Below are 24094 nucleotides of genomic sequence, written 5' to 3' on the forward strand. Positions count from 1 at the left end.
CTAGCTGACGAAATGGAACAGGCGCGCGGCGCGCATCAGCGACGGCCACTTCCAGACTTCGAGCGGGCTCGCGCCATCTGCGATCGAGAAGAAGATGATGTTGGCGCGGCCGACCAGGTTCTCTTCCGGCACGAAGCCGACGGTGAAGCGGCTGTCGGAGGAGTTGTCGCGATTGTCGCCCATCATGAAGTAGTGGCCGGGCGGCACGTCGAACTCGCGCGTGTTGTCGCCGATCGAGTTCGGCGTCAGGTCGAGCGTGTCATAGGTGATGCCGTTGGGCAGCGTCTCGCGATAGACATCGACCGGACGATCGACCTCGGTGATATCAGGGTTGTCGATCTGGCCGACCTTCTCGCGCGGCACGCCGGCGCCGTTGATGAAGAGCTGGCCGTCCTTGACCTGGATCTTGTCGCCGGGCAGGCCGATGACGCGCTTGATGTAGTCGATGGACGGGTCCGGCGGGAACTTGAACACCACCACGTCGCCGCGCTTCGGCTCGGAGCCCCAGATGCGGCCGGAGAAGATATCGGGACCGAACGGCAGCGAATAGCGCGAATAGCCGTAGGACCATTTGGTGACGAAGAGATAGTCGCCTTCGAGCAAGGTCGGGCGCATCGATCCGGACGGGATCGAGAATGGCTGGAACAGGAAGGTGCGGATGACCAGCGCGAGCAGCAGCGCCTGAATGATGACGCTGACGGTTTCGCCAAGCCCGCCGGATTTCTTCTCGGATTTTTCAGCCACGCTCATGTCGTCCTCGATTGTGCGTTGGTTGGTATAGAGTCTCGGCGCGCGCTGGGCAACGTCAGCCGGAGGTCAGAAGCAATCAATGTGGCGCTTCTTCGGCGGGCAACGCCTCGATGATCACAAAGGCTTGAGCAAGCGGGAAATCGTCGGTGATGGTGAGGTGGATCGCCGCCCTATGCCCCCGCGGCAGGATCTTGCCGAGCTGTGCCGCCGCGCCGCCGGTCAGCGCCATGGTCGGCTTGCCGCCGGGCAGGTTGACGACGCCCATGTCGCGCCAGAAGACGCCATGCGCCATGCCCGTGCCCAGCGCCTTGGCGCAGGCCTCCTTGGCGGCGAAGCGCTTGGCGTAGGACGCGACGCGCGCCGCGCGGCCTTCCGAGCGGGCCTGCTCGACCTCGGTGTAGATGCGCTGGATGAAGCGCTGGCCGTGCCGTTCCAGCGACTTCTCGATGCGTCTGATATCGATCAGGTCGCTGCCGATGCCGATGATCATTCCGCGGGAACTTCCCGCCCGCCATGACCACCGAGCCTGGCCTTGTGTGCCCTCTCGGCCATGCGCTTCCTGCGCCGCTCGCGAAAGGCGGTCATGCCCCATCGGGTGATGCCGTAGAAGAACAGGCCGAAGACGAGGCCGAGCGGCACCGCGCCGATCAGCATCGGCTCCAGCACCGGGTGCCACAGTTTCGCGAACGAAAGCGTGTGCATCATTTCCCCAAGGTGCTCAGGCGGTCCGTGCTTGGGCAGGCGTTCGTGCAGGATGAGCTTGCCGGTTTCCCAGGATGCACCCCACAGCAGCGGAAAGGTCAGCGGATTGCCGAAGAACACGGCGCCGAGCGCGGCCGCCACCAGATTTCCGGCGATTACCCAGCACAGCACGGCGGCGATCACGAAGTGGAAGCCGAGCGGGAAGAACGAGGCAAACACGCCGGCCGCGACGCCGGCGGCGACGGCATGCGGGGTGGCCTTCAGCCTCAGGATGCGCTTCGAGAAATACTGCACCGAGCGCGAGAACGAGCGGCGCGGCCAAAGATAGGTACGCACCCGCTCAAAAATGCCATCAGGCTCGCGGCGTCGAAAAAGCACTCTGTTCCGGTTCCTAGTACTCAACACAGGCTGTTCCGGCGATCCCGAGCCGGCAGGCGACTGCCATATCTTGCGCTTCGAGGCCGCCCGAAGGCAACAGCGACTTTGATATAGCGACGCGCCGACCGAAGGACAACGTCCGGCCAGCGTCTCGCCGCTCGAGCATATTAGAAACACGGCGGATTTGTGGAGACGGGAGTCAAGTCGCTGACGTGCGGCAGTTCGCCCCGCCAGCTAATGCAGCGCTGCGACGTCGGCCGCAACCTGGCGCTCGGCCGGCGTTGCCGCCCTCGCAAAGCAGCCGTCGCCGGAGTGAAGCAACGGTCCTGCCGATCTCACCGGGGATGATTGCGAGGTTGGCAGTCTGGGGTCCGATGAATCCGCTGAGGGTGCCGGATGTGGTCTTCCAATCTCTGACCAACTGCACCGCACAGTCCAAACGTGCAGGACCCGCTAGAGGTGCACCGCGGCCCCTTCAAGGAGCCTGCCGGGATTAGTCGGACTGAACTGCATGGCATCATGTCCTGGTTCGTCCGTCCTGCGCCAAATGGCGAGTAGGGTCATATTCTCACCCTTTGTTTCGCCGTTCATCGCCGTGTGCGATTTCCCGGTCGTGGCTCGACGCAAGTCGTTGCAGGCTGCCACCCAGTATGACCAGGCTCACGCCCAGCAATGCGACATCCTTGATTAGGAAGGCACCCAGCCCATTGAGAAAGGGAAACCCTTCCGAACCCGCCTCCCAGATTGGCAGAGCGAGCATTGTCGAGGCCGTCAGCGCAAAGGTGATTGAACCGATCGCGCCTCCGACGAGGCCAGCCCAGACACTGCGGAAAGACGCAGCCAGCAGAAGCGCAGCGATCAGTTCGATCACGCCCAGGAAGTAGGAAGCCCCGGCAAATCCGAATGCGGGATAAAGCCATGCCAGCCACGGCGTATTCTCAACAAATGGCTTAAGCGCCTCGATCTCGATCGAGGTGAATTTCAAAATGCCGATCAACAGCAGCGGAAGCACCACCCCCGATAGGGCTACCGCACGGCCAACAGCAGCAAGGCGGTCGCCAGTTCGATTGATGCGCGCCACGAAGGGCGCGGTTGCGGTTGCCGGGGTGAACATAGCCTGCCTCCTTCTATTTATATGCTCCAAGCATACAATGACTCGATCTTGATGTATATGCTCCAAGCATATATTTTTCGCTGATGGCTGATTCCAGGATCGAGAATGTGATTGGTGCTCTGGCGCTGGCCTTTGCGGACACGCTGCAGCGGGACGCTCAGGCACGAGCGCCGGAGCCCGGCCCCGCGGCGGCGGCCATCACCCTCGTTGGCCACGTACCTGGTCTCTCGATCGAGAGGCTGCGACGCGCTCTTTCATTGTCGCATTCCGGCGCCGTTCGACTGGTCGATCGACTGGTCGCGGACGGATTGGCGGCTCGATCCTCGGCGCCTGACGATCATCGCGCGGTAGCGCTAAGACTCACGCCTCTGGGCGAGACGACCTGTGGTGCTATTCTTTCCGCTCGTCAGGCGGGGCTCGCATCAGCGCTCACAGTTCTAAGTTCGGAGGAGCTGCAGGAGTTCGGCCGACTTGCCGCCAAGCTGCTGCGCGGGCTCGTCAGCAGCGAGGACCATGCATACCGAATTTGCCGGCTATGCAACTATACCGCTTGCCTCGAGTGCCCTGTCGAAGCGGAATTGTCCTCAGCCTTGGCGAGATAGAGCTTCGTCACATCACTATCCGCCAGACAATCTGGCCATTCTGGCTTAGGTGAGGTACTCGCTGACTTCGACCAGATTGTCGTCCGGATCGCGGAAATAGAGCGACATCATCGGCCCGCGCGCGCCGGTTCGCTCGACCGGCCCGACCTCGATGGCGACGTTGCTGGCCGCCAGGCTGGCGCAGATCTCGGCAAGCGGCCTTGCCGCGACGAGGCAGAAATCGCCGGCGCCGGGCGTCGGCGCCTTGGCCCTCGGCTCGAAGGTGCGGCCGACCTCGTGCAGGTTGATCTTCTGCGCTCCGAACAACAGCGCGGTCGGCCGGTTCGGTTCGTCTAGGCGCTGGAGACCGAGCACGCGCTGGTAGAAGGCGCAGCTCGCTTCCACCGAGCGCACCGTCAGCACGAAATGGTCGATGCCGGCGATCATAGCTGCGCCGCGGCCGACGGACGCTGCCGAAGAGATTCAAGCAACGCGCTCAAGCGCTTGTTTTCACGCATGGCCGCATCAGATGTTGCGGCTGCCGGGCTTGACGGCCGGGATGGCGGCCAGCTCCGGCGGCAAGCGGTCGGCCGGATAGGCCGGAACCTCGTATTCGGCGAGCGCGACCAGCGGCACGCCGACATCGGTCTTGCCGGCGGAACGGTCGATGATGCAGGCGGCCGCAGCCACCTCGGCGCCAAGCTCGCGCAGGCAGTCGATGGTCTCGCGGATCGACAGGCCGGTGGTGACGATATCCTCGACGATGACGACCCGCGCGCCCCTGGCGATCTCGAAGCGGCGCAGCCTGAACTCGCCACCTTCCCGCTCGACCCAGATCGCCGGGACGGCGAGATGGCGCGAAGTCTCGTAGGCCGGGATCAGCCCGCCGATCGCCGGGCCGACGACATAGTCGATGCGGCCGGGAACGGCCTTGCGGATCTTCTCGGCCAGCGCCTTGCACAGGCGCTCGGTCTTGTCGGCATGCATGAAGACCCTCGCCTTCTGCAGGAACACCGGGCTGCGCAGCCCCGACGTCAGGATGAAATGTCCCTCCAGGACGGCGCCGGCCTCGCGGAAAATGCCCAGCACTTCGTCGGTGTTCATTTCATTCCCCCATTATTTTTCTGACCATGATGTCAGCCGTTGACGCGCCTTGCATCGCTGACGCTCGAATTGTCCTTGAGCTGCGAGAGCAGCCGGTTCAGGTGCTTGAGATCCCAGACTTCGAGATCGATCAGCATTTCGGTGAAGTCGGGCGCGGTGCGCACCATCGACAGCGTGTGGATGTTGGCGTCGTTGGCGGCAACGACCTGGGCGATGTCGGCCAGCGATCCCGGCGCGTTGATGGCGGTGACCGAGACGCGTGCCGGGAAGCGCTCCTTTGTGCGCTCGTCGATGTCCCAGCGCACGTCGATCCAGCGCTCGGGCTGATCGTCGAAGGCCTGCAGCGCCGGCGACTGGATCGGATAGATGGTGATGCCGGTACCCGGCTGGATGATGCCGACGATGCGGTCTCCGGGCACCGCTCCTTCCGGCGCGAAGCGCACCGGCAGGTCGCCGCGCACGCCGCGGATCGGAACCGCCCCGTCGCGCGGCTGGTCCTTGTCCTTGCGCGCGGCGCGGCCCGGCATCTGGAACAGCATGCCGGCGGCGTTGCGGATCTTCGACCAGCCCTCCTCGCGCTGCTTGGGGGCGGCGACGGTGACGCGCTCGTCCTTGTAGTCGGGGAACACCGCCTTCATGACGTCCGTCGAGGCCAGTTCGCCGCGGCCGACGGAGGCCAGCACGTCGTCAATGTCCTTGCGCGCCAGCCGGTGCAGCACCGGCTTCAGGCTCTCCTTGGTAAAGGTCCTGCCGGCACGCTCGAAAGCGCGCTCGAGGATGCGGGCGCCGAGGCCGGAATATTGCTTGCGGATGGCGTTCTTGGTGGCGCGGCGGATGGCGGCGCGCGCCTTGCCGGTGACGACGACCGATTCCCAGGCGGCGGGCGGTACCTGCGCCTTTGAGCGGATGATCTCGACCTCGTCGCCGTTCTTCAATTCCGTCATCAGCGGCATGATGCGGCCGTTGACCTTGGCGCCGACGCAGGTATCGCCGACATCGGTGTGAACGGCATAGGCGAAATCGATGGGGGTGGCGCCGCGCGGCAGCGCGATCAGCATGCCCTTCGGCGTGAAGCAGAACACCTGGTCCTGGAACAGTTCCAGCTTGGTGTTCTCGAGGAAATCTTCCGGATTGTCGCCCTCGGCCAGTTGCTCGATGGTGCGCCGCAGCCAGGCATAGGCGTTGGTCTCCTTCGAGATGGCGTGGCCGGCGCCGTTCGTCTTGCCGCCTGTATCCTTGTAGATCGAATGCGCGGCAACGCCATATTCGGCGATCTTGTTCATCTCGCGGGTGCGGATCTGCAACTCGACGCGCTGGCGCGACGGGCCGACGATGGTGGTGTGGATCGAGCGGTAGTCGTTCTGCTTGGGCGTCGAGATGTAGTCCTTGAAGCGGCCGGGCACCATCGACCATGTCGTGTGGATGGCGCCGAGCGCCCGGTAGCAGTCCTCGAGCGTATCGACGACGACACGGAAGCCGAAGATGTCGGAAAGCTGCTCGAAGGACAGCGCCTTGGCTTCCATCTTGCGGAACACCGACCAAGGCTTCTTCTGCCGGCTCTTCACGCTGGCCTTGATGGCATGTTTCTCGAACAAGGCCGACAGCGCCTTCTCGATCTCGGTCAGCACGTCCTTGTTGCGCTCGAATATCTCGGCAAGCCTGGCGGTGACGGCGCGGTAGGCTTCCGGATTGATGTAGCGGAAGGCGATCTCCTCCAGCTCCTCGCGCATGCCCTGCATGCCCATGCGGCCGGCGAGCGGCGCATAGATGTCCATCGTCTCCTCGGCGATGCGCAGGCGCTTGGCTTCCGGAACATGGTCGAGGGTGCGCATGTTGTGCAAGCGGTCGGCGAGCTTGACTAGCAGCACGCGAACGTCCTCGGAGATCGCCAGCAAGAGCTTGCGCAGGTTCTCCGCCTGCTCGGCCTTCTTGGAGACGAGATCGAGCTTCTTGAGCTTGGTCAGGCCCTCGACCAGCTTGCCCATTTCGGGGCCGAACAATTCGTCGATCTCGGCCCTGGTGGCGGTGGTGTCCTCGATCGTGTCATGCAGCAGGGCGACCGCGATCGTCGCCTCGTCCATGTGCATTTCGGTGAGGATGGCGGCGACTTCGAGCGGATGCGAGAAATAGGGATCGCCGGAAGCGCGCTTCTGGTGGCCATGCTTCTGCATGGCGTAGACATAGGCCTTGTTGAGCAGCGCCTCGTTGACGTCAGGCTTGTAGCGCTGGACGCGCTCGACAAGCTCATACTGACGCATCATGGGCAAGATCTCGCGGTGCTGAAATGAATCATGCGCCGCATCGGGATGCGGCGCATGTCATAGATAGCCACGAAACTGCCTGGACGGAAGTGCCGGAAAAATGTTCCGGGCAGGTCCAGCAAACACTCCTAGTAGTCGTCGCTCTTCTCAGGCGGCACAAGGCCTTCGATGCCGGCCAGCAGGTCTTCCTCGGTCATGCGATCGAAGGCGATGTTGTCCTCGGCGTCGTCGGCATCGGTCGCAGCGACGGCAGCACCCGTCTGGTCGGCGATCGCCTCGCCATCGGCCTCCGGCTCGTCGACCTCGACATGCTTCTGCAGCGAGTGGATCAGGTCTTCCTTGAGGTCGTCGGGCGACAGCGTCTCGTCGGCGATCTCGCGCAGCGCGATCACCGGGTTCTTGTCGTTGTCGCGCGGCACGGTGATCTGCGCGCCCTGGCTGATCTGACGGGCGCGGTGGCCGGCCAGGAGCACCAGCTCGAAGCGGTTGTCGACCTTGTCGATGCAATCTTCAACGGTTACGCGGGCCATGAATTGCCCCTTTCATGCGATGGATTTGACGGAAAACAGGCGCGGTCCATAACCTGAACGCCGCCAAAATACAAGCTTCTTGGCAATGCCGATCCGCCTGCCGCGGGATTATCCGGCTCGGCATGGGCAAGGCCCGCAGCGATCCGGCGCCGATCACAATTGCTTGCGAGGGGCCGACACAGCTTGGATTGCCGTAAAACTGGCGCTATCTCGGATAAGAAAGGCCATGTGGTCCGTTGACGGGCCGCGGGCATAGTCGCCGACGATTTTAGACGACCGCCTATTTTGAAAAAGGACATTTTCCATGTTCGACCCTCGGGAAAAAATCGCGCTTTTCATCGACGGTGCCAATCTCTATGCCACCTCGCGGGCGCTCGGCTTCGACATCGACTACCGCAAGCTTCTGTCTAGCTTCCAGAAACGCGGCTATCTGCTGCGCGCCTACTACTACACCGCGCTGGTCGAGGATCAGGAATATTCCTCGATCCGGCCGCTGATCGACTGGCTCGACTATAACGGCTTCAAGGTGGTGACCAAGCCGGCCAAGGAATTCACCGACTCGACCGGCCGCCGCAAGATCAAGGGCAATATGGACATCGAGCTCACCGTCGATGCGCTCGAGCTCGCCGACGTCGTCGACCACTATGTCATCTTCTCCGGCGACGGCGATTTCCGCACATTGGTCGAGGCGCTGCAGCGCCGCGGCCGCAAGGTCTCGATCGTCTCGACCATGGCCTCGCAGCCGCCGATGATCTCCGACGACCTGCGCCGCCAGGCCGACCATTTCATGGACCTGATGAGCCTGAAGAACGAAGTCGGCCGAGATCCCTCCGAACGGCCGGTGCGCCGGCCCGAACCGGCCGAAGTCGACGAGGACGACTATTGACGGCGGCGGCCTTGGTCGCCGCGCCCTCCCCCGAACCCGGCCGCGACTGCCCACTCTGCCCGCGGCTGCATGATTTCATCGCCGACTGGCGGCGGCGCGAGCCGTCCTGGTTCAACGCGCCGGTGCCGACCTTCCTGCCGCTCGAGGGTGAGGACACCGTGCGGCTGCTGATCGTCGGGCTGGCGCCCGGACTGCGCGGCGCCAACCGTACGGGACGGCCCTTCACCGGCGACTATGCCGGCGACCTGCTCTACGGCACGCTGATCGCGCACGGCCTGGCGCGCGGCGAGTTCAAGGCAAGGCCCGACGACGGCCTGGAACTGGTGCAGACGGCGATCACCAATGCGGTGCGTTGCGTGCCGCCGGAGAACAAGCCGGTCGGCGGCGAGATCGCCACCTGCCGGAGTTTTCTGGTGCCGACGATCGGACGCTTTCCCAATCTGCGCGCGGTGCTGGCGCTCGGCTCGATCGCGCATCAGTCGACGGTGCGGGCGCTGGGCGGGCGCGTCGCCGCCCATCCGTTCCGGCACGGCGGACGGCACGAGGCCGGCGGCATCACGCTGTTCTCCAGCTACCATTGCTCGCGCTACAACACCAATACCGGCGTGTTGACGGAATCAATGTTCGTCAATGTGTTCAAGGAGATCGCGGCGTTTCTGGAGGAGTAGATTCGGAAACCCGCGTGGCGAATAGCTCAGCCAGCCTGTCCGCTCCGCCCTGCAGCACGTTCAGGTCGACATCGCCTTCGATGCCGTCTACGCGACCCCGGTTATGATACTGCCAGTAGATCCAGTCGTCCTTGCTGGGGCGGAGCGCCAGCGAGCGCAGCCAGCGCGGGCGAACGGCGATATGCGCGGAATAGGCCTCGGCCGCGTCGTCGGTGAGATAGACGATCGCCGGCTTGCCGAAGGCCGCCTCGACCGGGCCGAGGAAGGCCTGGAGTTCGGCGCTCAACTGCTCGGGCGACGGCCGCTGCGGGCAATTGCCGCCGAATTCGACGTCGACCACCGGCGGCAGCAGCGGCTCGCCGCGCGGCACCACCGAAATGAAATTCTTGGCCTGGTCGGCGCCCGGCCGGCAGAAGGTGAAGAAGTGGTAGGCGCCGACCGCCAGCCCGGCGGCGCGGGCCTCGCGCAGGTTGGCGGCGAAGGCATCGTCGACATGATCGCCACCTTCGGTCGCCTTGATGACGGCGAAGGCGACGTCGTCGGCGGCGACACGCCGCCAGTCGATCCGGCCCTGGTGATGGGAGACGTCGATGCCCCTGACGGGGAATCGGTCGCGATCGGGAGAGAAGGTGTGGAAATAGATGAGCCCGCCCGCTGCGACGACGCACGCCAGGACAAGGCCGGCCAGGACCCAAAGGGCGATCCGCTTCTTCAAGACTATCCCCTGCTGCCGGCTCTTCATGTCCGGAAGCTGAAGGCCGACTGTTGGCTTTTTTCCGGCTGTCGCCGGAGATTCCTCAGCCGCGTTGCTTGAGCAGCCGGCCCTTCTCGCGCGACCAGTCGCGCTGCTTTTCCGTCTCGCGCTTGTCGTGCAGCTTCTTGCCGCGGGCAATCGCAAGCAGCAGCTTGGCGCGGCCGCGATCGTTGAAATAGATCTTGAGCGGCACCAGCGTCATGCCTTCGCGCTCGACGCTTTGCGACAGCTTCGCCATCTCGCGCTTGGAGAGCAGGAGTTTGCGGCGCCGGCGCGGCTCGTGGTTGAAGCGGTTGGCCTGCAGATATTCCGGCAGATAGGAATTGATCAGCCATATCTCGCCGCCCTCGGCGGAGGCATAGGATTCCTGGATGTTGGCCTGGCCCTGGCGCAGCGATTTGACCTCTGTGCCGGTCAGCACGAGGCCGGCCTCGAGCGTGTCGAGCACCTCGTAGGAGAACCGTGCCTTGCGGTTCTCCGCAACGGTCTTGTTGTTGGGATCGGCTTTCTTGACTTGATTCATGACGTCCAGGTCCGTTTCGAAACCCGCTCCTGCGAGTCAGATGACGGTGTCACCGAGAACCGGAGCGGAGCGTACATATAGTACGTGAGCGCCGGAAGCGCAGGTGGCGCCTTCAGATGGCCGCAGGAGTGGAGTTTCCAAACGGGCTCGTTAGTTTATCAAGCCGGCATGCTTCATCGCCTGGTCGATCTTCTCGGCCGTCGAGGCCTCGATCGTGACCAGCGGCGAGCGCACGACGTTCTCGACCTTGCCCAGCTTCGACAGCGCGTATTTGGCGCCGCACAGGCCGGGCTCGATGAAGATCGCCTTGTGCAGCGGCAGGAGCCGATCCTGCAGGTCGAGGGCCTTGGCGCTGTCGCCGGAAAGCGTCGCTTCCTGGAATTCGGCGCAGAGCCGCGGCGCGACGTTCGACGTCACCGAGATGCAGCCGACGCCGCCATGGGCGTTGAAGCCCAGCGCCGAGGCGTCCTCGCCGGAAAGCTGGACGAAATCCTTGCCGCAGGTGGCGCGCTGCTCGGAGACGCGCTCGACCTTGCCGGTGGCATCCTTGACGCCGACGATGTTCTTGAAGTCGTGCGCCAGCCGCCCCATCGTCTCCGGCGTCATGTCGATCACCGAGCGCGGCGGGATGTTGTAGATGATGATCGGCAGCTTGGTCGCGCGGGCGACAGCGGCGAAGTGCTCATAGAGGCCGCGCTGCGTCGGCTTGTTGTAATAGGGAGTGACGACCAGCGCGGCATCGGCGCCGGCCTGCTCGGCAAATTGCACCAGGCCTACGGCTTCCTCAGTGTTGTTGGAGCCGGCGCCGGCGACGACCGGAGCGCGGCCCTTGGCGACCTCGATGCAGACCTTGACCACCTGGCGGTGCTCGTCATGCGACAGCGTCGGCGACTCGCCGGTGGTGCCGACCGGGACGAGGCCCGTGGTGCCTTCGGCGAGCTGCCATTCGATGAAGGCGCGAAAGGCTTTCTCGTCGAAACGCCCGCTCTTTTCGAACGGTGTAACGAGCGCGGTAAGCGAGCCTCTCAGCATGTCGTCCAACTCCTTGGGACTTCGTTGGTTATGCATGTCATTGCCCCAAAACCGGTATCCACTTTGGGGCGACATGCATTGTTGGGTTATGCATGCCGTTGCCCCAAAACCGGTATCCACTTTTGGGCGACATGCATTGGTGTTTTGTCGGTCGGTCTATCGTGCGCGCCTTCTAGCCGAAAGCGAAGCCGCGCACCATAGTCTCGACATGGTTCACCGGCAAGCATTGCCATGGTGCCAGCAAGCGCAAATCGAACGACCTCGATAACCTTTTGTTTACGGGCTCTTCACGACCTATGTTTAGGCTTCGATGCGTCTTGGCCTGCTGGTAATGTGCTCGAACAGGAAATGACGAACCCCATGTCAGGCCGGCGGCCCCGTCTTTTCGCGTTTCTTGGCGCGACGCTTGCGCTGATGCCGGCCGCGGCGATCGGCGGCGGCGTCGACGTTGAGGTGACGTCGGCCCTCCCGGTAGCGCCCTTGGCCTATCAGGGCCGCCCGGACGCGCCGACATCACCTTTCGCCGACGTCGCGATTTTGAAGAGCGGTCTCGACAGGCTGGCGGCCAACGACGTTGCCGGCGCGCGCCAGGTGCGCGAGGCCTTGTCGGCAAATTCGCTCGACCGCCACATCCTGGCCTGGGCGATCGCGCTCTATGGCGGCGACCGGGTGCCGAGCGGCGATATCGCCGACGCCGCGCAGATGCTGCCGAACTGGCCGGGCACGATCGCGCTGCGCAAGAACAGCGAACGCGCCCTCTATCGCGAGAATCCCTCCCCGCAAGTCGTGGTGAAGGCGTTCAAGGGCAGCCAGCCGTTGACCCCCGAAGGCGTGATCATCCTTGCCCGATCCTATGTCGCGCTGGGTAATGCCGAGGCGGCGCGCTCTGTATTGTCGCCGTTCTGGCGCACGGAAAGGCTGGAAGCCAGGGACGAGGCGACGGTCATCAAGGAGTTCGGCGCGCTCATCCCGGTCGCCGACCACCGCTTCCGCATGGAGCGCATGTTCTATGCCGACCGGGTGAGTTCGGCGCTGCGCGTCGCCGCGCTTGCCGGCGCCGAGCCGCTCGCCGAGGCCTGGGCGGCCGCCGGCCGCGGCGACAAGAACACGGCCAAACTGCTCAACGCCGTGCCGGCCGCGCAGCGCTCGGCCGGCTATTTCTTTGCCGAGGCCGAATATCTGCGCAAGCAGCAGAAGTTCGCCGACGCGGCCGCGCTCGTGATGAAGGCGCCGACCGACCGCGAGTCGCTGGTCGATCCCGACGCCTGGTGGGTGGAGCGCCGGGTGCTGTCGCGCGAGCTGGTCGACCAGGGCGACATGAAGACCGCCTACAAGATCGTCTCCATGGACGCGGCCGAAAGCCCGGCCAGCGCCGCCGAGGCCGAGTTCCATGCCGGCTGGTACGCGTTGCGCGGCCTCAACGATCCGGCCACCGCCGCCGCCCATTTCACTCGCATCGCCGACCTCGCGCAGGGACCGATGTCGCTGTCGCGCGCGTATTATTGGCTTGGCCGCACGGCCGAAGTGGGCGGGCCCGGCGACGCGAAGGCGTATTTCACCCGCGCGGCTGCCTATGGCACCACATTCTACGGCCAGCTCGCCGGCGAGCGCGTGGGCTTGAGGACCCTCAACATCGCCTATCCCCAGCCAAGTGCCGCCGACCGGCAGAATTTTGCCGGCCGCGAGGCCGTCAGCGCCATCAAGCGTCTGCAGGAGGCTGGCTATGACCGCTATGCCGAGACGCTTTACCGCGATCTCGCCGGGCAGTTGACCAGGCCCGGCGAGCTCGCGCTGCTCGCAGTGCTTGCCGAAAAGCAGGGCAACCATTTCATGGCACTGAAGGTCGGCAAGATCGCCGCCCAGCGCGGCATCGACGTCGGCGCGCTGTCGCACCCGCTGGGCGTCATCCCCGACACCGCCGATATTTCCGGCTCCGGCAAGGCGCTGGCCTATGCGATTGCCCGCCAGGAGAGCGAATTCAATATCGGCGCGGTCTCCAGCGCCGGTGCGCGCGGACTGCTGCAACTGATGCCGGGCACCGCCAGGCAATTGGCGAAGAAGGCCGGACTGACGTTCTCGCAGACGCGCCTGACCAGCGATGCAGGCTACAATGCGACGCTTGGCGCCGCCTTCCTCGGCGAGCAGCTCGACCGTTTCAGCGGATCCTATGTGCTGACCTTCGCCGGCTACAATGCCGGCCCCAACCGCGCTGCCCAGTGGGTGGTCAAATACGGCGACCCGCGCGGCAAGGACGTGGACGCCGTCGTCGACTGGATCGAGCGTATTCCCTACACGGAAACAAGAAGCTACGTGCAGCGCGTGATGGAAAATTACGAGGTCTACAAGATGCGAATTTCCGGCAAATACGACATCGTCGGGGACCTGGTGAATGGGCGCAGTTGAGCCCTTCCTTCCCTCAGCCATTTGACCGCCCCTGCCCTCGCCTGTAGCACTCGCGCACGAATCGGCAATGGCGAGGGACGTGTCCGCATGCCAGGCGAAGCTTTCTCCGACTTTTTCTATGACGCGCCGGATGGGCTCCGGCTTCACGCCCGCATCTATGGCGAAATCAATTCGGGTCGTTGGCCTGTCGTCTGCCTGCCCGGCCTCACCCGCAACGCGCGCGACTTCCACGAATTGGCGCTCCACCTGTCGAAACGGGCCGGGCGCAAGGTCGTCGCCTTCGACTATCGCGGGCGCGGGCAATCGGCCTATGACCCCGACATCGGCCACTACAATGTGGGCATCGAAGCCGGCGATATCCTGGCCGGGCTGGCCGCGCTCGGCATCGAGGAAGCGGGCTTCATCGGCACGTCGCGCGGCGGGCTGATCATCCATGTGCTCGGTGCGATCGCGCCGGCCGTGCTGAAGGCCGTGGTGCTCAACGACATCGGCCCGGTGATCGAGACGCAAGGCCTCGCCCATATCCGTTCCTATCTCGATGGCGCGCCGAAGCCGAGGACATTCGCCGAGGCGCTCAACGCGCAGCGCGAGGTGCACGGCGGTGACTTTCCGGCGCTTGCCGAAGCGGACTGGGAACGGATGGTGTCGGCGCTCTTTCGCGAGACCGACGCGGGGCTGATGCCGGATTTCGACCCGAGGCTGGTCGACACGCTGGCCGGTCTCGACTTCAGCAAGCCGCTGCCCGATCTGTGGCCGCAGTTCGAGGCGCTGGCCGCAGTGCCGCTGCTTGCCATACGCGGCGCAAACTCCAAGCTGCTGTCATCAGGAACGCTTGAGGAGATGCGAGAGCGACATCCCGGCATGGAAGCAATCACGGTCGAGGGCCAGGGTCATGCGCCGTTCCTCGAAACGGGCACCTTGCCTATCGCCATCGCCGCGTTCCTGGATCGGGCGGAAATTCAAAAGAAGTAATCCCAAGCTAAAAATCGGCCGCTGAGCTATTTCAACAGTATAGAAACGCTTAGAAAGACAATCGCCCCCGGAAAATAGCGGCGACGGATTCTGACCATCGGCGCCGCCCTCATCCGCCTTAGCCACCTCCTCCCCGTGAACGGGGAGAAGAACTCGAGCTAGTTGGCCCTGGAGCTTTTCCTGGAGACCTTCACGGCGGCCGCTTCGCTCTTCGGCTTGCGCGCCGGCTTTGAGGATGTGGGCGTGGTCACGGGAGAGGAAAACATGGAGTTTTCCGCGCCCTTCGTCGCCCTGTCGCAGCGCGGCGTTTCCAGCACGAAGACGCAGCCGTCGAGGTCATTGGTGGCTAGATGCGCGTAGCGCATGGTCATCGACAGCGTCTGGTGGCCGAGCCACATCTGCACGCGCCTGATGTCGATGCCGCCCTGGACGAGTCGAGAGGCGCAGGTGTGGCGCAAAATATGCGGCACCACTTGCTCGTCGGCGGCAAGGCCGACCTCGGCCTTCGCCTCGTTCCAGATGGCGCGGAATTGCGCCTGGCTGAATTTGGTGAAGGGGCCCTTGGGACGGCGTCCCTCGGTGACCGGCAGCTTGATCACTTCCTTGACGCGGGCGGTCATCGGAATGGTGCGGCTGCGGCCGGACTTGGTGATCCAGAAGGAGACGCGATGCTCCTGGATGTCGTTCCAGATCAGGCCGAGCGCCTCGCCCAAGCGGCAGCCGGTATCGACAAGGAAGACGGAGAGCCGGTAAGCGTCCTCGCTGCGGCTCCTGATTGCGGCGAACAACCTCGCCTCTTCGTCCTTTTCGAGGAAACGAATCCGTCCCGCCCGCTCCTTCTGGCGGCGGAACTCGGGCAGGCTGTGGATATCCCCCATCTTGTGAGCCTTGCGCAGCAGTTTGCTGAGAGCAGCCATCTTGCGATTGATGGTTGCGTTGCTGTTGCCGCGCTGGCGCAAGGTTCCGATCAGGTTATCCAGGGTGCTCTGGTCAAAAGCGCTGAAACGCTCCCCGAGGAGAATCTCATCGATTTCGCCGATGAAAGAGCTGACATTGTATTTATGTCGCCCATCATCCCAGAGTATATCCCGATATGCTGAAAACAGCTCTCCGACCCGGTACGACTTTACTTCTCTTATCTTGTTATAGCTGTATTTTATTTTTGCAGTCTGAGAAGAAAAGATCGCGAAATGGTCAGAGGGCACCCCCTCTTGAATCGCTTCGTTCGTCATTTTTTTGACCACACCCCCGAGTGGAAAGGCGACACCTATCCGCTTGGAAGCGTCCTTTCAAGAGTTAAGTCTGACAAATCAGATTTCACCCGCCAGAGGGCGGGTCCCACGAAACCGTTCCGCAGACTTCTGTTCAGCTATCGACCCCCTTTTCCTTCCGTTTGCCCAAGCCCAATCACGAAAACAAAACAGCCCGGGCGTTGAAGCGCCCGGGCTGGATTTCACCTGTGGACAACCAGCCCTTAGAACGAGCGCTGGAAGCGGAGGATACCGCCGACGCCGTCGCTGCTGCCGTGCCAGTCGCTGTCGGACTTGTTGAAGTAGTCGACTTCGGCCGTGACAGTGAAGCCGGGAACGACGTCGTAAGCGACATTGGCGGCCAGACCGAAGGTCTTGCCATCGTCATACGACGCCTGCACGTTGAACGAGGCCTTCTCGTTGAACTTGTAGCTGGCGCCGCCCCAGACCGCCCAGCTGCCGTCCCAAAGCTTGAAGAAGCTGTGGCCGGTGTTCGGATCGGTAACGTCGGAGTCGCTTCCGTAGCCGGCCATCACGAACGCCGAGATTGCGTCGTTGACGGTGACGTCCAAGCGAGCCTTGCCAGCCCAGGATTCGTAGTTGCTGTCGTAACCAACGACGCCGCTGACGGAACCCCAGCCCTGCGTGTACTTCACGCCGCCGACGACATGCGGAACGTAGCTGTCGATCGTGTCGGCGCCAGCGCCCTCTTCGAGCGAGACCACGGCCGAGAAGCCGTTGCCGGCGTCGAAGTAGTACTGGACGACGTTGGTGTCGAACGAGCCGTAGGGGACGAGAGTATCGTCGATGACGTTGCCGGCATAGCCGTTGAACGTGTTGAAGGCCGATTCGTCCTTACCGACGCGGAGGCCACCGAGCTGGATCCAGGCGAAGTTCAGCGAAACGCCCTTGCCGTGCGCCTGCCAGTTGCTGCTCGGAACGAGGAGCGGGCCTGCACCATCCGGATCGGCATAGTCGCCAGAATCGTTGCCGAAGTTGAAGCGGGTTTCGGTGAAGGTCTTCAACGTGCCGAGCTCGGTTTCCTGGTTGGTCCAGGTCTTCAGCGTGAAGCGGGCGTTCTTGTAGTAGGTGTCGTTGCGATCGGTCGGACCATCCAGGGTGTCCGGAACATTCTGCACACCTTCGCGATCACCAACGCCGATGTCGTAACGGACAAAGCCGCCGATGCGCAGGCAGGTCTCGGTGCCGGGGATGTAGAAGTAGCCCGAGCCGTACACGTCGCAGATCTTGACGTATTCAGCCGGTTCCGGCTCGGCGACGACAACGGCGTCGGCGGCGCGCGCACCGGAAACTGCGATCAGGGCCGCAGCTGAGCCGAGAAGAAGGCTCTTGATGTTCATTTTCTGACCTCCAGTCAGAATCGAACGAGCTGGCGGATCCGGAGGCGAGCGTTCGGGCCGTAGACCATTGATATTGCTATCGTTTTAGAAAAAATCTACGAGATCCTGCGTCGCCCATAGGAGGTCGACTCCGCTGTCGTCGTAGTCATGACAGGCGAAGGTGAATCGCAACGGGCGTCGTCGATTCTGCTTTTATGAGAGATTCGCGGAGCTCGTCCTGCGTAGCCGCATGGCGCGAAGCAGGGTGGCGGAGAGGATGGGATTCGAACCCACGAGAAGCTTTTGACCTCTACTCCCTTAGCAGGGGAGCGCCTTCGACCACTCGGCCACCTCTCCGTTGCGCCGCTGGATAAAGAAAAGCTTCGGCACAATCAACAAGCCGGCGTCATTATCGCGGAAAAATCGGTTCCTGGCAGTGATGCCGCCTCGCCATGCGGCGATTCTGCGGCAATTCCCTGGCTGGCGACTCGGGCCAGCGCGCCGCAATTCGGTCCGCCCAGCGCCGGATTCGGGCCGTTTGCAAGGGGTGCAAAGGCCTTGAAAGTTAACGAGAGCTTTCTGAGTGAGGCCAAATCGTGTCATTTGTGCAACAACGCTCGGGGATAGCGTCCGGACAGCCCGTCCGTCGGCACGATCGTGGTTGAACCCCGCCGCCTCATGGGTAATGTCGAATTTGAAGGAGCGGCGCGGTGCGCATCTTTTTCGGTTAGTGGGGATGGGGCAGGGAACGCTGTCCTTCAGCAAAGAATACCCAGACCCGTTTTTTAACTTTTGACTGGAGGTCAGAAAATGAACATCAAGAGCCTTCTTCTCGGCTCAGCTGCGGCCCTGATCGCAGTTTCCGGTGCGCGCGCCGCCGACGCCGTCGTCGTCGCCGAGCCGGAACCGGCTGAATACGTCAAGATCTGCGACGTGTACGGCTCGGGCTACTTCTACATTCCCGGCACCGAAACCTGCCTGCGCATCGGCGGCTATGTCCGCTACGACATCGGCATGGGCGACGTCGGCGCGTTCACCGGCGCGGAGTCGGTCGACCACGAAGATGGTGACATTCAGGATACCTGGTACAAGAATGCTCGCTTCACGCTGAAGACCTGGACCGGCCAGGAAACCGAGCTCGGCACCTTGAAGACCTACACCGAGACCCGCTTCAACTTCGGCAATAACAATCGGCACGCCGTCAACACCCCTGACGATCCGGCCACCACGACCATCGATGAATCCGCTTTCGATAGCAATCCCGCCGGCGGCAAAGGCATCTCGCTGAACTTCGCCTGGATCCAGCTCGGTGGCCTGCGCGTCGGTAAGGACGAATCGGCCTTCAATACGTTCATCGGCTACGCCGGCAACGTCATCAACGATACGCTGGTTCCGTACGGCGGTTTCGACACCAACGTCATCCAGTACTACTTTGACGCTGGCAACGGCTTCTCCGCCGTCCTCTCGCTCGAAGAAGGCTCGGGCGTCGTCGGCACGATCGACAGCTACGTTCCGCATGTCGTCGGCGGTCTGAAGTACACGCAGGGCTGGGGCGCCATCGCCGGCGTCGTCGCCTATGACAGCAACTACGAGGAAGTGGCCGGCAAGGTCCGCTTGGACGTCAACGCCACCGACGCGATCTCGCTGTGGGTCATGGGCGGCTACGGCACCGACGACAATCTCTCGGATGCGAGCTGGGCAATCCCGGCCGGCGGCCGCGGCTTCTACAAGCAGTGGAGCGGCAACTGGGCTGTGTGGGGCGGCGGCACCTACAAGTTCAACGAGAAGACCTCGTTCAACGCCCAGCTCTCCTATGACGAAGGCAAGAACTTCGGCGTTGCGGCGAATATCGCCTACGACGTCGTTCCCGGCTTCACCGTCACGGCCGAGGTCGACTACATCAACGTTGGCGAGGATACCGTCTCCGATTGGACCGATGCCCGGCAAGAAGACGCCATCGGCGGTATGCTCCGCTTCCAGCGCTCGTTCTAATCAGCAGCGTCTGACCGAAATCGAACCCGGCGGGCAACCGCCGGGTTTTTTCGTCTTCGGGCGACAGCGCGCCAGACTCTTTCTGGAACCGCGCCCCGTCCCGTCGCGCAGCTTGCACCGGCCAATCCGGCACGCTGGCAAGAAGGCCCTTTTTCTTAACGAGCCTCTTGCCATGCGCCTGCGCCCTCCCTTTACGTTGGCGATCTCCTCCGCTTCCAGCGCTCGTTCTAACAGGCACGGCCTGACTGAAATTAGAACCCGGCGGGCAACCGCCGGGTTTTTTGAATTAGGAGATCCGACTGGTCGTGCTATCCGCGAGGAGCGAAGCGCGCGCGGAATCCGAGGGTGGCCTCTAAGTGCCACCGCGGAACTGGGTTCGCGGCGCCAGAGGACAGCGCCCGCGCCTCTTGCCGGCCATGTTCCCCGCAAGGCAGGGCAATCGCGTATGGCGATATTCTTTGTTTTCCATACACTTGGCCAAGTGCTGCGGAAATCGCCAAAGCGAGCGGCTCGCCGTTTTTATCTGTCCTTGATCCGATTCGGCTCAGAACCTCGACCGAACATCCCAACAGTCTTCGGCCCGACTACCCCGTCGAACAGACTCGGCAATTCATATGCGATTGGCCTGCCCCGCAAGGTTAGATTGGATGTCGCGAAGTGCCTTTGCCAGTCTTCGGCTTCGAAGCAGGCGTGCCGAGGCAGACGGCTACCGATCTCGCCCTTGCCGGGTGAGGTGGTTGGCAGGCCAGAGAGGGTGAAACTCGACGGCGGGGCACCAGGTTTCTGGACCGCGGCGCCCGCTTCGCATTCGCTCCGCTCCAGGAGGTCATGGTGGCTGCGCGTTGATCGCGAATGTTTCTTAAAGTTCAGCCAGATCTCCCAAGGCTTCAATCAATGGCTGGATTCTGCCTTCATAGTTCTTCCAGTGCTTGACTGACGACTTGTAGATCGGCTGGCGAACTTGCCAGCGACTGATTGTCCTGACCGAGCCCGCCTTGTCGAAAAAGCGAAGGCAGGCATCATTCCAAGGCAGGCCAAGATGGTCTATAAGACGGCGCGATTGCCTCTCCTGATCCGAAATGAGATCTTCATAGCCGTTCTCAAAAATTCGCCCGGGCAGAACCGTGTTCCAATGGCGCATAAGGCGATCATACTCGCGGTAGTACAGACCCAGGGTTTCCAGATCGCAACTGAAATTATGGCCTTCCTGAAGGTTTGAAAAGAAGCAAGAAAGACAATTGTCGATTGCGTCACGCCTGCAGTGAATAATCCGAGCATTTGGAAACAGAATCGCAATCAGCCCGACCAGCTCGAAATTGTGGGGCAGTTTGTCGACAATGTACGGAGCGTTTGCCGAATAATGACGCAGGTAGGACAGATATTCTTCTGCCAGCGCTTGAGATTGCGGCATCGTCATCGACCTTACCCACTCGCCGAAAGACTCCCCCGCCCTGAGACTTAAGCCGATAGAGGCCGCCATTCGCCCCAGTTTCGTGAGCTCTCCGGCCCCGTGAACTTCCGGGTGGCTCGAGCAGATTTGCTCAGTCAGAGTTGTACCCGAGCGCGGCATACCCAAGATGAAGACGGGCACCTCGGACGGATTTCCATAAGCTGCTTTGTCTGCCAACAGCTGCGCATCGAACACGCCGATGAGCGAATCAACCCGCTTGCGATAGAAATCAATGTCGAACTCACGGGCCTTGAGCGCCTTGCCCTTCAAGAAATGATCCATCGCCTGGTCATAACGCCCCAGGTCGTTCAGGATCTTCCCCGCCGCCAGGTGAAGCAGACTCGACTCACCCGAGGAAATCGCGCTGTCGCCGAGCTCGTTCAGGATTTGGCCGAGTTCGGGAGTCTCGGCAGAAAATTTTCGAGTGTTTGCAAAGGCAATGTAGCCTGCAGACACATTCACGCGCCCGGCAATGGCTTCGTTCAAATAGGTTGTTGCCTCGTCCATCCGCCCGAGGCCTATGAGTGCATTCGCAAGGCCCACACCGGCGAGCGGATGATTGCGATCGATCTTCAGCGCTTTTTCATAGAGAGGCAAAGCCATTTCAGCCTTGTCAAACCTGCCGTATGCCTCGCCCAGCCGGCAAAGCGCCTCAACCAGATCCGGTTTCAGTTCACAGGCGCGCTGCAAGTGCTGAATCGCCAACGGGTGATCATTAACTTTCAGATAGGCTTCTCCAAGACTAAGCCGATAATAAGGGTTCCTCGGTTCCCGTGCCGCTGCACGCGCGAAAAACTTGATGGCCAACTCATTATCGACGCCAAGCCCCAAAGTGCCGAGTATGTACAGCGCAAGCGGATGTTCGGGCGTTCTTGCCAGAACACGGTGACACAGCTCCTCGGCCTCCGGCAGCCGCTCAGCCTTTTGCAGTTCGAGCGCCTGCCGCAGCAGCAGGTCGTCGGCCTGCGCACGCGACGGCGTTGACTGCAACGGCCTTGCCTGCAGCGGCTTTGGCTGGGGCTGTTTGGCCGGTGGCGTGGACAGGCCCTTGAGATGCTTGGACCAGGCGGGAGGCAGCCGATTGTTCATCTTGCCTCGCTAGCAAAATCGACCCGCGAAATCCAGCATTAGAGAAGGAACGTGCGAGTCCCCACATCCACAAGCTAGCGCCCCTCCATTTCCCCTGGCGGCAACTTGCGCAGCCTACCTGTCCACGCTAGCAAGAAGGCCCTTTTTCTCGACGAGCCTCTTGCCATGCGCCTGCGCCCTCCCCTTACGCCGCTTATCGCCGCGCTTCCCTCGACGGTGCCGTTTGTCGGCCCGGAAGCGCAGGAGCGTGACCGCGGCCGTCCGTTCCGCGCCCGCATCGGCGCCAACGAGAGCAGCTTCGGGCCCTCGCCGCGCGTCATTGCCCGCATGGAAAGCGTCGCGCGCGACCAGTGGATGTATTGCGACCCCGACAATTTCGACCTCAAGCAGGCCGCGGCCGGCCATCTCGGCGTCGGCGCCGAGAATGTGGTGGTCGGCGAAGGCATAGACGGGCTGCTCAGCCTGGTGGCGCGCATGTATGTGGCGCCGGGCGACGCGGTGGTGACCTCGCTCGGCGCCTATCCGACCTTCAACTTCCATGTCGCCGGCGTCGGCGGAAGGCTGGTCGCGGTGCCCTACGAGAACGACCGGGAAAGCCTGGACGGCCTGCTCGCGGCGGCGGTCCGCGAAAAGGCGCCGTTGGTCTACCTCTCCAATCCGGACAATCCGATGGGCAGCTGGTGGGAGGCCGGCGAAATCATCCGCTTCATCGAGGCGTTGCCCGAGACCACCATGCTGGTGCTCGACGAGGCCTATGGCGAGCTCGGCCCTGCCTCGGCGCTGCCGCCGATCGACGTGTCCCGGCCCAACGTCGTCCGCATGCGCACCTTCTCCAAGGCCTATGGGCTGGCCGGCATACGCTGTGGATACGCGGTCGCGGAGCCCCAGGTGATCCGCGATTTCGAGAAGATCCGCAACCACTATGGCGTCAGCCGCATGGCGCAGATCGCCGGCGTCGAGGCGCTGGCCGACCAGGCCTTTCTGGAAAGCGTGGTGACGCGCGTCGCCGCCGGGCGCCGGCGCATCGCCGCAATCGCCGAGGCGAACGGGCTGGAGCCGCTGCCTTCAGCGACCAACTTCGTCACCATCGACTGCGGCAGCGACGGCGGCTTCGCGCTGAAGGTGCTGCAGGGCCTCCTATCGCGCGACGTGTTCATCCGCAAGCCGATGGCGCCCGGGCTAGACCGCTGCATAAGGGTCAGCGTCGGCCTCGACCACGAGCTCGACATCTTCGCCGAGGAACTGCCGGGCGCGCTCGCCGCCGCACGAGGGAATTAGCAGCTGCCGCTCGGCGGCTCGACCGCGTCGATACCGGGTTGCCTTTGGCCCGCCACATGCCAGATTCCGCAAGGCGAAGGCGGAAGGTTGGGACGATGCAGGGCAGGCAGCGAGCCGTGCGGGCACGCATTTCCGGGAAGGTGCAGGGCGTCAGCTATCGGGTCTGGACGCGCGGCGAGGCGATGCGTCTCGGCCTGAGGGGCTGGGTGCGCAACGAACGCGACGGCTCGGTGACGGCGCTGATCGCCGGCGCCGATGGCGCGGTCACGGCCATGATAGAACGCTTCTGGCATGGGCCGCGCGGGGCATCGGTCGCGAAGGTCGAGATCGAGGAAAGCGCCGGCGACGACGCGCCAGGCGACTTCCGAATCGTCGCCTAACCGAATGCTGCAGCAAGCTCGGTAGCGGCCTCGATAACGGGCTCGACATCCCCACGAGGACTGCCCGGCAATGCAGCGCACGATATATGTGTGTATGTTCTAATTTGTTTACTTTAGCGCTGAAGCAGATCGATATCCGCGCGCCGCAATCGGGCCGCGTGCACCAATTGGCGGTGCACACGATCGGCGGGGTCATTGCGCCCGGCGAGGCGATCATGCAGATCGTGCCGACCGCCGACGCCCTGGTGGTCGAGGCGCGTGTCGCTCCGCAGGACATCGACCAGGTCCGCGTCGGGCAGCCGGCCGCGCTTCGCCTGTCGGCGTTCAGCCAGCAGACCACGCCGGAGGTCGAGGGCCAGGTGGACCGGATTTCGCCCGACCTTATCGAAGACCAGAAGGCTGGCGTGGCCTATTACGCCGTGCGTATCGCGCTGACCCAGAGCGGTCTGAAACAAGCCGGACAGCTCGAGCTGAAACCCGGCATGCCGGCCGAGGTTTTTCTGAGGACGGGCGAGCGCACGGTTCTCTCCTACCTGCTGAAGCCTTTGACCGACCAGGCGAGCCGCGCCTTCCGCGGCGACTGAGGCCCCGGCCCGATCGACCTCGTCGCTGTTGCGGTCGATCCTGCCTTTTCCGCACTGTTCGAGGTGCCCTTTC

The 24094-nt window shown here is 63.1% G+C and carries 22 protein-coding genes, 1 tRNA gene and 1 pseudogene; 9 read left to right on the forward strand and 15 right to left on the reverse strand.

The features are described 5' to 3' along the window. The 4 genes from lepB to PU724_RS05935 all read right to left on the reverse strand — a co-directional run bounded on the left by lepB (position 1) and on the right by PU724_RS05935 (position 2944). Positions 1-750 (reverse strand): signal peptidase I, encoded by a 750-nt coding sequence (gene lepB / locus PU724_RS05920; protein WP_127286192.1) that lies wholly within the window; start codon positions 748-750, stop codon positions 1-3. 76 nt (positions 751-826) lie between these two features. Next, the gene (gene acpS, locus PU724_RS05925; protein WP_127392458.1) at positions 827-1240 is read right to left on the reverse strand and encodes a holo-ACP synthase; all 414 of its coding nucleotides are present in this window, start codon (positions 1238-1240) and stop codon (positions 827-829) included. Beyond that, positions 1237-1830: a DUF2062 domain-containing protein gene (locus tag PU724_RS05930; protein WP_127286190.1), complete on the reverse strand. Its 594-nt coding sequence runs from the start codon at positions 1828-1830 to the stop codon at positions 1237-1239. The genes acpS and PU724_RS05930 overlap by 4 nt, the downstream gene beginning before the upstream one ends. Positions 1831-2398: 568 nt before the next feature. Continuing rightward, positions 2399-2944, reverse strand: a complete 546-nt coding sequence (locus PU724_RS05935) for a DUF417 family protein (RefSeq protein ID WP_320254506.1) — start codon at positions 2942-2944, stop codon at positions 2399-2401. Positions 2945-3027: 83 nt separating this feature from the next. Between PU724_RS05935 and PU724_RS05940 the strand changes: the two genes are divergently transcribed. Next, positions 3028-3546, forward strand: coding sequence for a MarR family winged helix-turn-helix transcriptional regulator (locus PU724_RS05940; protein ID WP_127286188.1), 519 nt, complete (start codon positions 3028-3030; stop codon positions 3544-3546). Between the two features lie 45 nt (positions 3547-3591). On the opposite strand, the gene PU724_RS05945 is transcribed toward PU724_RS05940, so the two are convergent. From PU724_RS05945 to rpoZ, 4 genes are all read right to left on the reverse strand, one after another. After that, positions 3592-3972 (reverse strand): VOC family protein, encoded by a 381-nt coding sequence (locus tag PU724_RS05945; protein ID WP_354420794.1) that lies wholly within the window; start codon positions 3970-3972, stop codon positions 3592-3594. 78 nt (positions 3973-4050) lie between these two features. Continuing rightward, a complete protein-coding gene (pyrE, locus tag PU724_RS05950) occupies positions 4051-4629 on the reverse strand; it encodes an orotate phosphoribosyltransferase (protein WP_127286186.1) in 579 nt (192 codons plus the stop codon). 32 nt (positions 4630-4661) lie between these two features. Beyond that, entirely contained in the window at positions 4662-6890 is a 2229-nt protein-coding gene (locus tag PU724_RS05955; RefSeq protein ID WP_127286185.1) for a RelA/SpoT family protein, read from the reverse strand. A gap of 128 nt (positions 6891-7018) precedes the next feature. Beyond that, positions 7019-7420 carry a DNA-directed RNA polymerase subunit omega gene (gene rpoZ, locus PU724_RS05960; protein ID WP_292173745.1) on the reverse strand — a complete coding sequence of 134 codons (402 nt, stop codon included), beginning with the start codon at positions 7418-7420 and terminating at the stop codon, positions 7019-7021. Positions 7421-7724: 304 nt separating this feature from the next. Here rpoZ and PU724_RS05965 point away from each other — a divergent pair, with 304 nt between their 5' ends. Further along, positions 7725-8306, forward strand: coding sequence for a LabA-like NYN domain-containing protein (locus PU724_RS05965; RefSeq protein WP_127286183.1), 582 nt, complete (start codon positions 7725-7727; stop codon positions 8304-8306). Beyond that, the gene (locus PU724_RS05970; RefSeq protein ID WP_292349353.1) at positions 8303-8974 is read left to right on the forward strand and encodes a uracil-DNA glycosylase; all 672 of its coding nucleotides are present in this window, start codon (positions 8303-8305) and stop codon (positions 8972-8974) included. Before PU724_RS05965 ends, PU724_RS05970 begins: the two co-directional genes overlap by 4 nt. Here PU724_RS05970 and PU724_RS05975 read toward each other — a convergent pair. The 3 genes from PU724_RS05975 to dapA form a co-directional block, all read right to left on the reverse strand. Next, entirely contained in the window at positions 8943-9689 is a 747-nt protein-coding gene (locus PU724_RS05975; RefSeq protein WP_354420797.1) for a glycoside hydrolase family 25 protein, read from the reverse strand. The genes PU724_RS05970 and PU724_RS05975 overlap by 32 nt on opposite strands. 82 nt (positions 9690-9771) lie before the next feature. After that, entirely contained in the window at positions 9772-10251 is a 480-nt protein-coding gene (gene smpB / locus PU724_RS05980; protein ID WP_292100042.1) for an SsrA-binding protein SmpB, read from the reverse strand. A 150-nt stretch (positions 10252-10401) separates the two neighbouring features. After that, positions 10402-11283: a 4-hydroxy-tetrahydrodipicolinate synthase gene (dapA, locus tag PU724_RS05985; protein WP_127283033.1), complete on the reverse strand. Its 882-nt coding sequence runs from the start codon at positions 11281-11283 to the stop codon at positions 10402-10404. A gap of 360 nt (positions 11284-11643) precedes the next feature. On the opposite strand from dapA, the gene PU724_RS05990 reads away from it, so the two are divergent. Together PU724_RS05990 and PU724_RS05995 are read left to right on the forward strand one after the other, a co-directional pair. Continuing rightward, positions 11644-13686, forward strand: a complete 2043-nt coding sequence (locus tag PU724_RS05990; RefSeq protein WP_354420800.1) for a lytic transglycosylase domain-containing protein — start codon at positions 11644-11646, stop codon at positions 13684-13686. Between the two features lie 87 nt (positions 13687-13773). Then, complete coding sequence (locus tag PU724_RS05995; RefSeq protein ID WP_354420802.1) at positions 13774-14658, forward strand: alpha/beta fold hydrolase; 885 nt, start codon at positions 13774-13776, stop codon at positions 14656-14658. A 158-nt stretch (positions 14659-14816) separates the two neighbouring features. Here the strand turns inward: PU724_RS05995 and PU724_RS06000 are convergent, their stop codons facing one another. The 3 genes from PU724_RS06000 to PU724_RS06010 form a co-directional block, all read right to left on the reverse strand. Then, positions 14817-15890: a tyrosine-type recombinase/integrase gene (locus PU724_RS06000; protein ID WP_354420804.1), complete on the reverse strand. Its 1074-nt coding sequence runs from the start codon at positions 15888-15890 to the stop codon at positions 14817-14819. Positions 15891-16132: 242 nt separating this feature from the next. Continuing rightward, positions 16133-17269: a porin gene (locus PU724_RS06005; RefSeq protein WP_354420806.1), complete on the reverse strand. Its 1137-nt coding sequence runs from the start codon at positions 17267-17269 to the stop codon at positions 16133-16135. Between the two features lie 245 nt (positions 17270-17514). Further along, positions 17515-17605: transfer RNA gene (locus PU724_RS06010), tRNA-Ser, on the reverse strand. A gap of 453 nt (positions 17606-18058) precedes the next feature. Between PU724_RS06010 and PU724_RS06015 the strand changes: the two genes are divergently transcribed. After that, positions 18059-19240 carry a porin gene (locus tag PU724_RS06015; RefSeq protein WP_354420808.1) on the forward strand — a complete coding sequence of 394 codons (1182 nt, stop codon included), beginning with the start codon at positions 18059-18061 and terminating at the stop codon, positions 19238-19240. 859 nt (positions 19241-20099) lie between these two features. Here PU724_RS06015 and PU724_RS06020 read toward each other — a convergent pair. Continuing rightward, entirely contained in the window at positions 20100-21779 is a 1680-nt protein-coding gene (locus PU724_RS06020; RefSeq protein ID WP_354420810.1) for a tetratricopeptide repeat-containing sulfotransferase family protein, read from the reverse strand. Between the two features lie 165 nt (positions 21780-21944). Between PU724_RS06020 and PU724_RS06025 the strand changes: the two genes are divergently transcribed. The 3 genes and pseudogenes from PU724_RS06025 to PU724_RS06035 form a co-directional block, all read left to right on the forward strand. Continuing rightward, a complete protein-coding gene (locus tag PU724_RS06025) occupies positions 21945-23057 on the forward strand; it encodes a pyridoxal phosphate-dependent aminotransferase (protein WP_354420812.1) in 1113 nt (370 codons plus the stop codon). A gap of 95 nt (positions 23058-23152) precedes the next feature. Next, positions 23153-23437 carry an acylphosphatase gene (locus PU724_RS06030; RefSeq protein ID WP_354420813.1) on the forward strand — a complete coding sequence of 95 codons (285 nt, stop codon included), beginning with the start codon at positions 23153-23155 and terminating at the stop codon, positions 23435-23437. A 119-nt stretch (positions 23438-23556) separates the two neighbouring features. Continuing rightward, positions 23557-24021: pseudogene (locus PU724_RS06035) on the forward strand (beta-barrel domain-containing protein); the annotation flags it as partial. Between the last annotated feature and the right edge of the window lie 73 nt (positions 24022-24094).

It is taken from the genome of Mesorhizobium abyssinicae (assembly GCF_049887195.1).
Lineage (GTDB): Bacteria > Pseudomonadota > Alphaproteobacteria > Rhizobiales > Rhizobiaceae > Mesorhizobium > Mesorhizobium abyssinicae.